Origin of the sequence: Variovorax sp. UC122_21 (assembly GCF_044056785.1) — a bacterium.
Classification (GTDB): domain Bacteria; phylum Pseudomonadota; class Gammaproteobacteria; order Burkholderiales; family Burkholderiaceae_C; genus Variovorax.
Window position 1 is genome coordinate 3,884,476 of sequence record NZ_CP172004.1, and the last position, 14,679, is coordinate 3,899,154.

The following is a 14,679-nucleotide window of genomic DNA, read 5'->3' on the forward strand; positions in this document are numbered from 1 at the left end:
TCAAGAACCCAGAACTCACGTTGGGGCCTCCGGGGATGTCATGTCAGTAAACGTCGCCGAAACCATCTCGATGTGGGAACGTTGAGAGCGGGAGTTCATGTGCGACTTGCGAAGGCGAATGACACGCCGGAAGCCAGCCAGGATGTTGGCATCAGCGTTCGCCGTGAAGAAGATGAGCTGAACGCCGATCTCCTTTGCCAGCAGGCGTTGGGCATCGATCAGGGCGCGTGTCTGCACCTTCGCGAAAGGATTGTCGAGGATCAACGGTCCGCCCCCTGCGCGCTTTGCGGAAGCCTGGGTGTCAGCTCGCAACTGGCTGATGAGGAGGTACAGGAACATTGCGATGACGGTGCCCTGCCCCTTGGACCCTTTGAGCTCGCTTGCAAGCTGGTATTGGTGGGCCTCGTTCTGCTCCATCTTCAGAACCTTGATGCCCAGGTCCTGACCGCCGCTAATTTCCACGAGGCTCTGGGCCACAAGATCCGCGCCCTTCGCGGGAACCACGCTCTTCTCGATCATCTTCGAAAAGTACTTGCGGATGGCCTCTTTTCGGGCGTCGACAGAGATCCCCTGGAACCTCGCCTTCATGGTGATGATGTGTTTTCCGCCAACGTACGGCGCAGCAGCGGGCATTGTTTTTCCGCAAGCACGCGTGAGCATGGACATGCCTTCAAACGTCAGGTTGTACAGCTCACCAACCGAGTTCTGGATGTCGGGCTCCATGGTGTCTAGCGTGTCCTGCACGGCGACGATACGGTCCTTGGTGAGCTCCAGCACCCGAAGCCGATCAGAGCATGCGTGGTCGAAGTTGCTGTCGGAGATGTCTCGAGCAAGTTCTGCCTCCACATCGACAAGGTCTTTGGACGATGCGACGGCGCTCAAGCTTTGGAAGGCGCTGCGGGCCTTCTCCCTCTGCGCGTCAACACGCTCCCTTTGATCTCTATGACGATGGATGAGGCTGTTCGTGTACTCCTCAAAATCTGGCGGTAGGACCAGGTGGTCGTAGTCCTCGGTCATCCAAGGTACAGCCGCAGCCAGCGAAGCATTCAAGCTCTTGAGTCTCGCCGCAGCCAGGTCAGCTTCACCCGCGCGCGCCCGAGAGCCAGCCGCAGCTTTCCGGGCTCTTTCAGCCATCTGCGAAGCGGCCGCCGCTTCCTGCTCGGAGGCTGAGATCTGCTCAACGAGGGCAACATCATTCAGCGCGAGCAAGTCCGGAGTCGGTGTGCTCGCAAGCTTGTGCTGCGCCCAATACAACTCACGCTCAGTCTTGATCGAGACGTGGTCGTTGACAGCCGCTTCCTTTGATCTTCCGAGGCGCTCATTCAATATCGCCTGGTCTCGAAGCTCCGCTTCAAAGTCCAGCCCAAGTAGAGCTCGCAGAGCCTGCTCATCGAAGGCTGCGAACTCTTGAAACGCGGCCTCCGAGTCCTTCCGCGCAGCTTGGGCGCTCCTCAGACGCTCGGCAAGCATGGGGTCTCGGTCACTCTGACGCGCCCGCAGAACCTCGACGGCATGCGCGTAGGTCATTCTCAACGAATCAAGCGCCTGGGGCTTCGCCCGAAGGTGCTCGTCCGCTGGATACTTTTTGTCGATGTAGTCGATCGCAGCCCTATCAGTGCCATGCTTGGTGGCGTTGGCCTCGTGGCGCACACGATCAAGGTTTGAGCTCTGGCGATTAGTGTCAACATCAACACGCTGTCGGGCGAGATCTGCCAGCAGGTCGGTTTGAACACGCGCTTGGGACTGAAGCTCCAGCATCCGACGCTGAATTTCTGGCCGCTTCGATTCGTAGTCTCTCTGGAAGCTCCTGAGCTGGCGGATGCCTCCGTTGACGCTCTCGATTCGAGCTGGCAAGGGCTTGCGCTGCAACGAGACCTGCTCTGCCGACTTCTTACAGGCAAGCGCCTTTGCGCTGAGCTCTTCCTGATGGGTTCTTGCCGCCGTCTCTTCTGCCCTCTTTTCCTCAAGTTCGGCATCCGCTTGGCGCAGCCGGACTGCACCGAACTCAGTTTGATAACGAACAAGCTTCGCGCGCCCCTCGTTGCCTTCTCTCTTGCGCTGTTGGTAAGCGCGCCGCTGGTCCTCGGACGCAACGATCCGCTTATCCAAGTGTCCCAATGCGACCTGGGCTGCTGACTTGTTAAAGAGCGCTGCATCCTCGGGGGCAAGCACCAAGCGCTCCCCGATCGTGGATTTGGCTTCGAGCGACTGGACCGCCACGGTGACCGGTGCTCGCAGTTTGACCTTGAGGTCAGGCAGCTTGTCCACAAGCTTTGCCCAATCTCCTTCGGCGATCGAAACTCCTAGAAACCGTGCAGGGTCGGACAGGACGACCGGCTTGGCTTGGTCCTCGTCCGGCAGCATGTCTGCGATGTAGGAGCTGGCTGCTCGAGCAGAACGAATGCCATTTGCCGTCAGCTGCTTGACCGCAGCATCCACGTCAGCGCTACGTCCGGCAAGGCCGGTCTCCAAAATCGAGCTGCGCTCCGTGCTCAATTGAGCCAGAAGCACGTCGCATCCACTGATCTCCTCTTCAGAGGCTGCAATCAGAGCATCTAGCTGTTCCAGAAGTGTCGGTTCATCAGCATCCGCCAGCTCCGCGTCCGCGGCGATACGCATGACCTCCATTTGAGCGATCGAATCCCGTAGCGCCTGCCCGCTGGCGAGAAGTTTCTCCAGTGGATCCTGAGCTGCCTTGGCAAGAGCCGCCTTGGCCCCAAACTCGGCGGCTCCCTCTCGATGCTGACGTTCTTCCTCGTTAAGCTCTTCAATCTGCTGGTCGAGTCCGGCCAGTTGTGCCTCAAGCTCAACAACTGATGCTGCGTGTCGCTCGATCGCCGTGGCAACAGATCCGTCCGCTATATCCAACAGCTGTTCAGCGACCAGACGCTGATGCTGCTGCTGATAGGCCGTTTCAAATCCCTCGTGCTGCCCCTTCTCGGAAGCAATCCTCTGGAGTGCGTTGTTCGCTTCGCGCTCCTCCGTAGCAATACCCTCGAGACGCTGCTTGGCTTTAGTCTCAGCAGCAGAGCATTCCAGGGCTCTTTGTGCCTCGCTTGCCTGAGCGGATGCCAGCGCGCTGTCTAGAAGGGCACCCTCCACCTCTGCTTGATGCTGCGCAGGCTTCAGGCCCTCCTCCTCGAGCTCCATCATTGCCTGGAGCGAGTTCGCGGCCTCTGTCTTGGCCGTCAGCACCCCAAGCGCTTTGGACCCGCGAAGCATCTGCAGGCGTTGCTCACCTTCAGCCGACCTCTCCTCGGCGTCCTCCTTTGCGGCAAGGGCCACGGCAGCCTTGCGGTCCAGCTGCAGCCCCTTCATGGTCACAACGCCATCCTGGTGGTATCGAGCGTTCTTGTCTCCGGTCTCTGCGATGCCATCCTGATCGGTCGCAAAACCGCGCTTCACGAGCGCCTCTGCCTCTTTCTCTTGAGATCCGCACCGCAACGAGGCGGCCAGACTTGCCGCATGGCGTCGAGTAGCTTCGTGCTCTTCCAGTGCCGATTGATAGGCCGCAGCTGCATCAACGAACGGAAGCATAACCGCATGAAGCCTGTTGAGCTGCTCCAGCTGCTTCTCGTAGCGTGGCCGGGACTTCAACTTGTCAGCCGTGTGTGCCAGCGCATCGCGAACAGTGGCTGACCGCTCCGGATCTAGCGTAAGGATGAGGAAACGTCGCAGGAGGTCGGCCTCGGAGTTGAAGGTCAGGAACCCCTCCTCCATGCCGCCTTCGTTGCTGTTGAAGTCGACCTGCATTCGCAGTAGCTCGATGTCGAGCATGCGCACGCCGCCCAAATGCTTGACCCAGTCGTCTTGGTTCTTGGTACGGAAGAAGTCCCCACGAGAGCGAGAAGACGCCTCCTGCATCCACTGCACGAACTCGGGCATCGACCGGCATGGTGTCCCGCTCAGACCTGGCGCGGGCACGTCGTTCATGGACAGACCGTCTGCAACTTCAAACGCGAAGAACCAGCGGTCGGCCTCTGCGCCGCGTTCGATGGTGTCTTTGATGGTGACGGCCTGGCCAATAAGCAGCTTGTAGTCCGGTGCGCCGGCCGAGCGCCCTGGCATGCACCACTCGATCAAGATGAACGAGGGCCGACCATCTCGCGAGAAGTACTCTTGAAACCGATGATTCGACTTCTGCAGATGCTGCAGCCACCTGTCTTGCTTCGGGTCGAAGCAGCTGAAGATATACGACAAGAGCGACGTCTTTCCGCCAGCATTCTCCAGATTGAAGACGGTGTCCGTTGGGTCGTCGGTGTCCGGGTCATTCAGTGCGAAGACATGGCTGTCGTACCAAGCCGTCGGACTGCCAAAGTGGCTGACGTGCATCCGGGAAATCTGCTGCATTTCAAGCGCCTCCGGCAGCGTTCGCCGCATCGCGTGTCAGGTGAAACAAGGCGGGCAGAGTGAGCTCCCTCAAATGCACCCTCAGCCTGTGCGTGGCCGTATAGAGCGACTGCGCGTCGTCGTCGCTCTCACGAAACGACCTGATCAAGCCATACTCGAGCATCTTGTTCACCGCGATCCTCACGAAACCATCGATGGAGGAAGACGCCGCGCGCTCTGCTTTCGGGTTCACTGCGGGTAGTCGCTTCAAGTACTGCCACCCCGGCTCCAGTTCTTCAGCAACCGACTCAGGCACATCGGAGTCTTGAGCATCAGACAGCCGGCTGACCAGACCGAGCAGCGTGTCCCTGAATCTGGCCAGCGTTGCAGGCAAAGGCGCCTTGGCGTCGTCGTCCAGTCGATCTGTTGTAGAAAAGAACACGGCCGCTATTGCCAGGTGGGCCATGGCGAGCGCGACCTTTTGCTCCGAGGTGAATGTGCCTCGCAGGTCCGTCATCCTCAGCGAAAACCGGCTGTTTTTTGAGGACGGTGCAACGATCAGACCGCGCTCGCTGACGTCCAGGATTGAAAGCTCCATCCCGATCGCCGACTCCTGGACCGCTGTACAGAACGTCGGATCTGCCCGGTAGCGCGAGAGCAGGTCTCGGTACTCTGCGTCGTTCGACGGTGTACCGGTGAGGTGGAGCGCTTTGTACAGGAGCCTGCTCGCGTCTCGATTGATGCTGCTCATCTGTCCTCCAAGGGATCAAAACGAAGGTTGTCGCCAGCGGCAACGTCCGATGAAAAGCTGCCGTCAGCCTCCGCGCGGAAGCCTTTGAATAGGTTCTCGCTGTCGGGGTAGCTTCTGTAGAGCATGTAGACAACGCATTGGCGCTCTATCGCGGACAGCCCGTCGTCCTCGGCTAAAGCGAGGAGTTCATCAAGCTTCCAACTGCCCCCGATGTCGAACTTCCGGTTCAACCAAGCCTGGACAGACTTCGACGTCTCCTCCGGGAACGGGTCAACGTAGACCTTGAAGGGCAGCATCTCTGCCCCTTCCGAGTCGTCATCCATCGGTTCGTCGTACTCTCGCTTGGCCAGCAGCAGTGCCAGCAGGTCAGAGAGATCCGGCGCCTTGGGAAAGACGGCTGGGTACAGTCCTAGCAAAAGCGCATCGACTCCTTTTGCCAGCTCGGCCTGAGATGTACTCAGGGCATCGGGCAACAGACGGGTCTCCAGGTCGGGAAATGACGAAGGCCGTCGTGACCGGAAGGCACCTGCTTGAGCAGTCATGAACTTTTCACCTGCGACGGTGACGTCCACCTGCAGATGTGCGCGCACGCCACTGGCGCTCCTGAGCACGTCGTTCAGGCGAATCAGCTGCCCACGGCGCTTGCCCTTCGGGCAACGAGATGAGCTGCTCCCGCACCGACTCCTCCATCCGCCGGTCTTCCTCTTGCCGAGCGTGGATGTGGAGACGTGCTTCTGTCAGTCGAGGAGCAATGTTCGAGCCCAAGCAACCGAACCAGGCGCACGCCAAGCTTGATGGATGAAGTCACGGATTTTGCTGGCGGTGCTCAATCGACAGCATCCGAGCCCGCCGCGCGAACTCGTAGGCTTGGTCAAACCGACCACGCTCGATGAGCAACTGGAGCATGCGCTCCACCAGTATCTGGTGATCCTCGACTTTCAGGTCGAGCATCCCCATCAAGACGAGATAGCCTTCCGAGGTAGGCCGGTAGCGATACACGTCTTCCAGGTCCGGCTCGTGGGTCGTCAGCCTGAACTTGACCGCGCGTATCTCTCCCGAGGGCGCGTGGAAAAACTCGTAGGAATGCTCTTGATAGTTGTTGGACGCGTTGTCGAGCGCGTCCACAACGATCTCCGCAATCCGTCGGCACTGAGCTGCGGTGGCCGCCGGCTTCATCCGGGTCACGATCCCGCCCAAGTACTGCACCACCTCCTCCTGGGTATAGCCAACAGCCACCGCTGTCCCCTCCATCATGTGGGTCAGGGCAGCGAGGCTCATGTAGTGCGTATCAACCCCGTCGAACAGGCCGCGCCCCTCAGAGGAAGCATCTGAGTACTTGTTCTTGGTGAGCTCCAGCTGGAACAGCGGCCTCATCAGCAGCAGATTTCGCTGCTGAGGCGTCAGATCTAACAGCGCATCCAACGAGGCCACTGTGCTCATAGCGGCCCACGCAGAAATGACGACGGCGCAGTCACGCACCGCCTACGATCAAGCAACGGCATTGTTTTCGCCTCCTTTCTGATTATCTGGGGAGCGAGAACTGGACCGTCCAGCAGCGAAAACCTACCCAGAGGGATACCCCTCCTCGGTAGGAGCCCTGGTTTGCCCGAAAGGCATTCGCGACGGGTAGAAAAGCGCCCATGCCGCAATCTAGTGCGGACACCAGCTCACGGAATGAACTATCGCGCTTCGTTTCCCAAGAATGCGCCAAGGCACCGAGACGTCAGAGCGCTATAGCGCGGCCCACAAGCAACGGTGCTATCGCTTTTCAGCCTTTGCCAGCGCTGCCTGGGCGTTGATATGGTCGCTCTCGCATTGACCAGACCGGTGTTCGCCCGCAGCGTGTTCACGGCTTCAGCCACAGACGCATTGGCCTGCCCGCCCAGAGTGTGACCAGCTTGTCCTGCAGCGCAAGCTGCTGCTCACCATCACTGTTTGAGCCGCAAGCGCGCCAATCTCCCCTGCCTCCTGAGCGTTGGCTTGCGCCTGGAACTAGTTCCCGTGTTGTTGTGCACGCTACAAAAACCAGAAATAGAGTTCCTCAAAGCGGGCATCGGCGAACTTCCGCATTCAGTCTAGGGCCGACACGCCACCCCCTCCACCACCCTCTCCCTCACCCACCGATGCCCCGCATCCCGATGCTTCCTCTCATGCCAAAGCATTGCCATCTCATACCCCGGCACCTCCAGCGGCGCCTCCACCACGCGTAGCTCCGCAGCCCCGCGCGCCAGCCGCTCGGGCAGCATCGCGACCATGTCGGTGGTCTGCAGCACCGAGATCATGAAAAGGAAGTGCGGCACCGAGAGCGCCACGCGCCGCGTGAGGCCCTTCTCGGCCAGCGCTTCATCGGTGGGCCCGCTGAAGCCGCCGCCGCTGAGCGACACCACGACGTGCTCGAGTGCGCAGAACTGCGCCAGGGTGGGCCGGCGCTTCAGGCGCGGGTGGCCGGCGCGGCCGGCGAGCACATAGCGTTCGTGGAACAGCACGCGCCGGTGCAGGCCCGGCGGCGCGCCCACGCTGGTGTGAAAGAACAGGTCGACCTCGCCCTGCTCCAGCTGCCGCGCCATGCGCAGCGGCACGGCCTCGACCACGGCCAGCCGGGTGTGGGGCGCGGCGGCGCGGATGGCGGCGAGCGCGGGCAGCAGGATGGCCGACTCGGCATAGTCGGCGGCGGCCATGCGCCAGGTGGTGGTGGCCTCGGCGGGGTCGAAGGGCTTGCTGGGCGCGACGGCGCGGCCCAGCGATTCGAGGGCCTCGCGCAGCGGCTCGCGCAACTCGTCGGCGCGCGCGGTGGGCCGCATGCCGCGCTGGGCGGGCACGAGCAACGGGTCCTTGAACACCTCGCGCAGCTTGGCGAGCTGCACGCTCACCGAAGGCTGCGAGAGGTTCAGTCGCTTGGCCGCGCGGGTGACGTTGCGCTCGGCCAGTAGGGTGTCGAGCGTAAGCAGCAGGTTGAGGTCGAGACGGCTCAAATTGTTCATGGCAATTCCTGGAATTCGAACTATTCATTTCCAATATATCGCCACGCTGCCTAACCTGCGGTCATCGCTCCTCTTCCTTTCTTCCGACCTCAGGTGAATCCATGAACGTACTCCTCGTGCTCGCGCATCCCGAACCCGCCTCGCTCAACGGCTCGCTGCATCGCTTCATGCGCGATCGGCTCGAGGCGCAGGGCCATTCGGTGCGCACCTCCGATCTCTATGCGATGCGCTGGAAGCCCGCGCTCGAAGCAGCTGACTTCCCGGCGCGCGACGCGGCCGCCCCCTTCGACCCCGCGCTCGATTCGCTGCGCGCCTTCGAAACCGGCACGCAGGCGGCCGACATCGAGGCCGAGCAGCAGAAGCTGCTGTGGGCCGACGCGGTGATCCTGCAGTTTCCGCTCTGGTGGTATTCGATGCCGGCGATCCTCAAGGGCTGGATCGAGCGCATCTATGCCTATGGCTTCGCCTACGGAGTGGGCGAACATTCCGACAGCCACTGGGGCGACCGCTTCGGCGAAGGCTCGATGGCGGGCAAGCGGCGCGATGGTGGTCACCACCACGGGCGGCTGGGCCTCGCACTACGCGCCGCGCGGCATCAACGGGCCGATGGACGACCTGCTGTTCCCGATCCATCACGGGATCCTCTACTACCCGGGCTTCGAGGTGCTGCCGCCCTACGTGGTGCATCGCACGGGCAAGGTCGACGCGGCCGCCTACGCGCGCATCGAGCAGGAACTGGGGGCGAGGATGGACACGCTGTTCAGCACGGCACCGATCCCGTTTCGCCGTCAGAACCACGGCGACTACGAGATTCCCGCCCTCACCCTGCGGCCCGACATTGCGCCGGGCCGCTCGGGCTTCGGGGTGCACCAGGCACCGGCCGAAGCCCAGGCTGTCGCCGAGGCTTAGGGCAGCACGGGGGTCGCAGCCGCGGCGGCGATCGCGGCGTCGGCGTCCACGCGCAGCATGAAGCGCCGGGCCACGAGGTCGTTGGCGGCGGCGGTCACGGCCGACACGTAGCCCGCCTGGTCGGTGTAGCGCTCCTGCAGCGACAGGCGCGGGTCGCCGCTGCCGGTGCGCGCAGCCGTGGTCTTTGCGAACGGGAAGTACGCGCCGAACAGGCCGGCCTGGTCGATGGTGGCGGGCTTGCTGGTGTAGTTCCAGCCGGTGTTGGTGCCCAGGGGCACGGCCACGTCGAGGCTGCGGATGCCGGCGATGTCGTTGCCGTCGGCATCGACCTGCGGCACGAGGATGGCGTAGTCGCGGCCCAGGTAGGCCGGCGGCACCTGGGTGGGAATGCCGCTCTCGTCCTGCGGACGGTAGTTCGGGCCCCAGTCGAGCAGCGAGAAGGTGTTGACCAGGCCGGTATAGGCCACGCCCGGAATGGCCGGGAACTTCACCTGCTGCGGACGCACCAGGGTGCTGTCGGCGAGCCTGGGCACCTGGCTGTCGGGCGGGTTGGTGCCCTTCACGACCCAGTCCTCGAGGTTCTGGTAGAGCGCGCGCACCACGGGGATCACGCCGGCATTGCCGTTGGTGGCATAGAGCGCGCCGGCCGCGCTGCCGGGCATCGATGGCAGGCCCAGCAGGTGATGGCTGCTGGCGTAGTAGTACACGCGCGCATTGGCGGGCTGCGCGAGGTCGGTGGTGCCCCAGGCGTCGGTCAGGAGCGGCGAGCCCTGCAGCACGTAGAACTCGGTGCCGCTGAAGCCGATGAAGAGCTTGGGGCAGGTGCCGGTCGCTTCGCAGCGCGACAGGATGCCGCCGCGGCGCTGGGCCACGTCGTCGACGTAGTCCTTCGACAGGCCGCGCGTGCCGGCCTGGCCGAAGGCGGTGTGGTCGGTGCGCACGCCACCGCCGCCGCCCGGAATGGCAAAGCGGGTGTTGATGTTGGTCTGGCGCGCGGCGATCTGCGCGAACACGCCGTCGAACACCTTGCGGCCCGCGCGGTCCTCGTTGAAGCCGAGGTGCACGAAGGTCTTCATGAAGTTGCCGCACTGCGACACGCCCGATGCAATGGTGTTGCGAATGGCGCTGGCCACGGGGTTGGCGGTGCCGGCGGCATCGCTGGCCTCGTGGTGGAAGAAGGCGATCATGTCGCGCAGCGCCGCGAGGCCCAGGCCCATGACCTTGGGGTCCTTGGCGACGTAAACGAGCTCGTACATGTAGGCCGGGTCCCAGCCAGCCTTGAGGCACACGCTGGTTTCATCGGGCGTGCCCGGGAACGGGTTGCCGGCGGCGCACTTGGCGAACTTCCATTCGCTGGCCGGGATGAGCTGGCGCGCGTCCTCCTCGTTGATGCGGCGCGTGAGCACGTAGCCCGGCTTGGTGTTGTCGAGGCTGGCGGTGGCGTAGGCCTGCATCGCGGCATTGAACGGGCCGCCGGGCAGCGGCAGCGAATCGCCGGTGGCCACGGTGGGCAGCAGCTCGGCGCGGTACGGGCCGGTGATGGTGCTGCCATCAGGGTTCTTCGCCACGGGCACGGTCAGCGTGACCTTGCCGGCGGCGGCGGGCACGTCGCCCTGCCAGGCGGCGGTGAGGAACACGTAGCCGCGCGATGCGAAATAGGGATCGAGGTTGACGATGTTGCCGCGGTTGGGCGCGTCGTAGCGCAGCACGCCGCTGGCCTTGCTCATGTCCTTGGGCTTGAAGAGCACGAACTCGGACTTGTATTCGACCTTGCCGTTGGCATTGGTCGGCGCGAGCGCGAGGTCCTGGATGATGGCGTTGTGCGTGTCCTTCGGGTCGACCTCGCCGGTGAAGGTGCCGGTGATCTTCTCGTAGGCGCCGGCGCTGCCGAAGCTGCCGGGCACGTCCTCGGTCCTGGCGATCGAGAGCGTGTACTTGGGCGCGCTGGCCGCGGGCGGTGGGTTGCTGGCGGGCGGGTTGCTGGCGGGCGGGGGCAGCAGCAGGCCGCCGCCGCCTCCACCGCTGCCGCCGCAGGCGGTCAGAAAAAGCGCGGCCGTGACCGCGCTGGCAGCCGCGAGGCTCCATCGATTCATGTCTGTCTCCTGTTTTTTGCTGGATGGATGGCCGGCGCCCGTTGAATGCGAGCGACGGCCGGTGCGGCGCCGATCTCCGCGAAGGCGTATCTGACGTGCCGGGCCTCGTAGGGTGTCGCCGTCGATCGACAGCACCCGTTCGGGCTGAGCTTGTCGAAGCCTCGCGCGGCGCTTCGACAGGCTCAGCGTGAACGGATCTATTTCATCGAAGGCGAGTTCGTATCGGCCAGCCCGGCCTCGCTACTCATTCGGCCTCGATGCCGGCCGCCTTCACGATGCGGCCCCACTTCTGCGATTCGCCGGCCTGGAACTTCGCGAGGTCCTCGGGCGTGGTGGTGAAGACCTCGGTGCCGCTCGGCTCGTAGAAGGCGGTCTTCGCGCTGTCGCTCTTCGCGGCCTTCACCAGCAGTTCGTTGAGGCGCTTGACCACGGCCGGCGGGGTCTTCGCGGGGGCGTAGGCGGCGAACCAGTAGCCCATCTCGTAACCCTTGACGCCGGCCTCGGCGATGGTGGGCACGTCGGGCGCGAGCGGCGAGCGGCTGGCGCTCGACATGCCGAGCGCGCGCAGCTTGCCGCCCTTGACCTGCGGCAGGCCGGTGGCGGTGTCGGTGATCATCATGTCGATCTGGCCGCCGAGCAGGTCGGTCACGGCCAGGGTGTTGCTCTTGTAGGGCACGTGCAGCAGCTTGATGTCGGCCATCTGCTGCAGCAGCTCGCCAGCCATGCGGCTCGACGAACTGCCGCTGCCGAAGCTCAGCTTGCCCGGCTCCTTCTTCGCGAGCGCGATGAAGTCGGCCACGCTCTTCACGTTCGAAGACGGGTTCACCACCATGATCTGGCCGCCCTTGCCCAGGCCGGCGACGGGCGCGAATTCCTTCACCGGGTCGTAGGGCAGCTTCTTGTAGAGATGCTCGTTGGCCGCGTGCGTGGTGTTGGTGGTGATGAGCACGGTGTAGCCGTCGGCCGGCGCCTTGGCGACGAACTGCGAGGCGATGAAGCCGCTGGCGCCGGCGCGGTTGTCGATGACCACGGCCTGCTTGGTCTCGGCCGTGATGACGTTGCCGAGGGCGCGCGCGATCTGGTCGGTGGCGGTGCCGGCCGCGAAGGGCACGACGAAGGTGATCGGCTTCTCGGGGAAGGACTGCGCCTGGCCCAGCAGCGGGGCCAGGGCCAGCGCGGCGCCGAGCAGGGTGAGGGAACGTCGGTTCATGGTCTTGTTGTCTCCGGGATCGATGGTTGGAAATTCGGTGAAGGGTTGCTTCGGCGCTCAGGGGCCGGCCAGGTGATGCGCAAGCTCGCTCGGCACGCGCACGGGCATGTCGAGCAGCAGGAACGAGAGCGCCTTGCCGTGGGTGTCGAGGTTGAGCGCGTCGTTGACGCCGCCGTCGAGCACGGCGTCGAGCACGAAGTTCATGGCGTGCAGCTTCGGCAGCAGGAAGCGCTGCACCTGCGAGGGCGCGCGGTGGCGAAACTGTTCCGCCACGCGCTCGGGCGTGAGCTGCTCGGCGAGCACGGGATAGAGCGCCGGGTGCCAGGCGATGACGCTGATGTTCGAGCGATCGCCCTTGTCGCCGGTGCGGCCGTGGGCGGCGCGGTAGAGAGGAACTTCGAGGCTCATGGCTTGGCTCCTTCCCCCTTTGGGGGAAGGTCGGGATGGGGGCGGCGAGCGGTGGAGAGGGCGTGGCGGTGGTTCAGGCCCGGCACCCTCACCCTGGCCCTCTCCCGCACGCGGGAGAGGGGACAAGGCAGGACTCCCTCTCCCCTTGGGGAGAGGGTTGGGGTGAGGGCTCGGGCGGTCGATGAAACGCGACGGTCGCAAAGGCCCGGTGCCCCCACCCCGGCCCTCCCCCAGCGGGGGAGGGAGAAAGACACGGTCTTGCTCATGGCTTGGCTCCTTCCCCCTTTGGGGGAAGGTCGGGATGGGGGCAGCGGGCGGTGGAGAGGCAATGGCGGTCGTCGAGGCCCAGCACCCTCACCCTGACCCTCTCCCGCATGCGGGAGAGGGGACAAGGCAGGACACCCTCTCCCCCTGGGGAGAGGGTGGGGGTGAGGGCTCGGGCGGTCGATGACGTGCGACGGTCGCGAAGGGCCGGTGCCCCCACCCCGGCCCTCCCCCAAAGGGGGAGGGAGAAAGACACGGCCTTGCTCATGCGCCCTCTCCTTCATCGAGCAACTCGAAGCGCACCGGCACCGCCTCGCGCGGCAGCAGGCACGAAATCGTGTTGAGCCGCGGCGTGAGCGCGGTGCGCACACCGCCGCCGCCCGCGGGCCCGCAGGTGTAGAGGGCCGTGACCTCGCGTGCCAGCCGCTCGGCCTGCGCGCGCTCGGCATGGGTGGCGGCCACGCGCAGCCGCACGTCGCGCAATCCGCTGTCGGGCGTGGCCGCGAGCGCCTGGCCGGCGTCGTCGCCGAAGATGCTCAGCGCGCCGATCAGGTCCACGCGCAAGGCAAGCCCATCGAGCCGTTCGCGCAGCACCTGCGCCGCGAGCCGTGCCCGTGCCTCGGCACGCGGCCCTGCATAGGAGATCTCGCCCTCGGCGAGCCACCCGCCCTCGTGGCAGACGTTGACCTTGTAGTGCGCCGGCCGCGCATGGCCGCGCACGCCCGAGAGCGCCACGCGGTCGGCACCGGGCAGCGCATGCACCTCGGCCTCGGCGATGTCGGCCACCACGTCGGGCGTGAGGTAGGCGGCGGGGTCGTGCACCTCGTAGAGCAGTTGCTCCTTCACCGTGGCCTCGCTCACGAGGCCGCCGGTGCCGTCGGCCTTGCCGATGGTGCAGTGGCCGTCGGCATCGATCTCGGCAATCGGAAAGCCCACGGCCGCGAGGCCCGGCACGTCCTTGTAGCCGGGGTCGGCGAAATAGCCGCCGCAGACCTGCGCGCCGCATTCGAGCAGGTGCCCGGCCATGGTCGCGCGGCCGAGCCGGTGCCAGTCGTCGGCGCGCCAGCCGAAGTGCGACAGCACGGGGCCGACGGTCAGCGAGGGATCGGCCACGCGGCCGCACACCACCACCTGCGCGCCCGCGTCGAGCGCGGCGGCGATCGGCTCGGCGCCGATATAGGCATTGGCACTGACCACCCGCAGCCCGTCCATCGCGGCGCCGAGCGCCTCGCGCAGCAACGCGCGGTGGGCCGGGCCCGAGAGGTCGTCGCCCTCCACCACCGCGATGCGCGGCACCGGCGCGCCGAGTTCGCGGGCCATCCGCGCGATGTGGCGTGCCGCGGCGCGCGGGTTGGCGGCGCCGAAGTTGCTGACGATGCGGATGCCGTTGTCGAGGCAGCGCGCGAGCACGGGGCGCAGCATGGCGTCGAGCAGCGGTTCGTAGCCGGCCTCGGGGTCGGCACGCCGGCGCAGTTGCGCCAGCGCGAGCGTGCGCTCGGCCAGGGTCTCGAAGATCAGGAAGGCGCGCTGCCCGGCGGGGCCGTGGCGCAGTCGCGCGATCAGGGTGTCGACCACCGGTCCGGCGGCGTCGGTGCGGTCGCCGGAGAAACCGGCGGCGCATCCGATCAGGAGGGGCGGCGATGCGGGGGAGTCCATGGCCGGCGACTGTAGGCACCCGTACCTGATCCGTAAAATCGAAAGTTCAGATCGATTGATCTGGATTTCGAATAACAA

Annotated in this window: 9 protein-coding genes and 1 pseudogene; 1 reads left to right on the forward strand and 9 read right to left on the reverse strand. The window is 64.9% G+C overall.

Features of this window, described 5'->3' with window-relative positions; all coding sequences use genetic code 11:
- Nucleotides 1–15 precede the first annotated feature (15 nt).
- From ACHMXE_RS30810 to ACHMXE_RS30830, 5 genes are all read right to left on the reverse strand, one after another.
- Nucleotides 16–4,350: a hypothetical protein gene (locus tag ACHMXE_RS30810; protein ID WP_395347885.1), complete on the reverse strand. Its 4,335-nt coding sequence runs from the start codon at nucleotides 4,348–4,350 to the stop codon at nucleotides 16–18.
- 1 nt (nucleotide 4,351) lies between these two features.
- Nucleotides 4,352–5,080: a hypothetical protein gene (locus tag ACHMXE_RS30815; RefSeq protein ID WP_395347886.1), complete on the reverse strand. Its 729-nt coding sequence runs from the start codon at nucleotides 5,078–5,080 to the stop codon at nucleotides 4,352–4,354.
- Nucleotides 5,077–5,691: a hypothetical protein gene (locus ACHMXE_RS30820; RefSeq protein ID WP_395347887.1), complete on the reverse strand. Its 615-nt coding sequence runs from the start codon at nucleotides 5,689–5,691 to the stop codon at nucleotides 5,077–5,079. The genes ACHMXE_RS30815 and ACHMXE_RS30820 overlap by 4 nt, the downstream gene beginning before the upstream one ends.
- A gap of 193 nt (nucleotides 5,692–5,884) precedes the next feature.
- Nucleotides 5,885–6,520: a hypothetical protein gene (locus tag ACHMXE_RS30825; RefSeq protein ID WP_395347888.1), complete on the reverse strand. Its 636-nt coding sequence runs from the start codon at nucleotides 6,518–6,520 to the stop codon at nucleotides 5,885–5,887.
- Between the two features lie 635 nt (nucleotides 6,521–7,155).
- The gene (locus ACHMXE_RS30830) at nucleotides 7,156–8,061 is read right to left on the reverse strand and encodes a LysR family transcriptional regulator (protein ID WP_395347889.1); all 906 of its coding nucleotides are present in this window, start codon (nucleotides 8,059–8,061) and stop codon (nucleotides 7,156–7,158) included.
- A 101-nt stretch (nucleotides 8,062–8,162) separates the two neighbouring features.
- On the opposite strand from ACHMXE_RS30830, the pseudogene ACHMXE_RS30835 reads away from it, so the two are divergent.
- Nucleotides 8,163–8,970 (forward strand): annotated as a pseudogene (locus ACHMXE_RS30835) (NAD(P)H-dependent oxidoreductase).
- Here ACHMXE_RS30835 and ACHMXE_RS30840 read toward each other — a convergent pair.
- The 4 genes from ACHMXE_RS30840 to ACHMXE_RS30855 all read right to left on the reverse strand — a co-directional run bounded on the left by ACHMXE_RS30840 (nucleotide 8,967) and on the right by ACHMXE_RS30855 (nucleotide 14,601).
- Nucleotides 8,967–11,063, reverse strand: coding sequence for an alpha/beta hydrolase domain-containing protein (locus tag ACHMXE_RS30840; RefSeq protein ID WP_395347890.1), 2,097 nt, complete (start codon nucleotides 11,061–11,063; stop codon nucleotides 8,967–8,969). The pseudogene ACHMXE_RS30835 and the gene ACHMXE_RS30840 overlap by 4 nt on opposite strands.
- A gap of 244 nt (nucleotides 11,064–11,307) precedes the next feature.
- Nucleotides 11,308–12,273, reverse strand: coding sequence for a Bug family tripartite tricarboxylate transporter substrate binding protein (locus tag ACHMXE_RS30845; RefSeq protein WP_395347891.1), 966 nt, complete (start codon nucleotides 12,271–12,273; stop codon nucleotides 11,308–11,310).
- Nucleotides 12,274–12,330: 57 nt separating this feature from the next.
- Nucleotides 12,331–12,681 (reverse strand): hypothetical protein, encoded by a 351-nt coding sequence (locus ACHMXE_RS30850; RefSeq protein WP_395347893.1) that lies wholly within the window; start codon nucleotides 12,679–12,681, stop codon nucleotides 12,331–12,333.
- A gap of 528 nt (nucleotides 12,682–13,209) precedes the next feature.
- Nucleotides 13,210–14,601 (reverse strand): acyclic terpene utilization AtuA family protein, encoded by a 1,392-nt coding sequence (locus tag ACHMXE_RS30855; protein ID WP_395347895.1) that lies wholly within the window; start codon nucleotides 14,599–14,601, stop codon nucleotides 13,210–13,212.
- Nucleotides 14,602–14,679 lie beyond the last annotated feature (78 nt).

What these genes read in the sequence shown, in the direction of transcription:
- ACHMXE_RS30810 (WP_395347885.1), bottom strand. Translation starts at nt 4,350, where the DNA reads ATGCAGCAGATTTCCCGGATGCACGTCAGCCACTTTGGCAGTCCGACG.
- ACHMXE_RS30815 (WP_395347886.1), bottom strand. Translation starts at nt 5,080, where the DNA reads ATGAGCAGCATCAATCGAGACGCGAGCAGGCTCCTGTACAAAGCGCTC.
- ACHMXE_RS30825 (WP_395347888.1), bottom strand. Translation starts at nt 6,520, where the DNA reads ATGAGCACAGTGGCCTCGTTGGATGCGCTGTTAGATCTGACGCCTCAG.
- ACHMXE_RS30830 (WP_395347889.1), bottom strand. Translation starts at nt 8,061, where the DNA reads ATGAACAATTTGAGCCGTCTCGACCTCAACCTGCTGCTTACGCTCGAC.
- ACHMXE_RS30840 (WP_395347890.1), bottom strand. Translation starts at nt 11,063, where the DNA reads ATGAATCGATGGAGCCTCGCGGCTGCCAGCGCGGTCACGGCCGCGCTT.
- ACHMXE_RS30845 (WP_395347891.1), bottom strand. Translation starts at nt 12,273, where the DNA reads ATGAACCGACGTTCCCTCACCCTGCTCGGCGCCGCGCTGGCCCTGGCC.
- ACHMXE_RS30850 (WP_395347893.1), bottom strand. Translation starts at nt 12,681, where the DNA reads ATGAGCCTCGAAGTTCCTCTCTACCGCGCCGCCCACGGCCGCACCGGC.
- ACHMXE_RS30855 (WP_395347895.1), bottom strand. Translation starts at nt 14,601, where the DNA reads ATGGACTCCCCCGCATCGCCGCCCCTCCTGATCGGATGCGCCGCCGGT.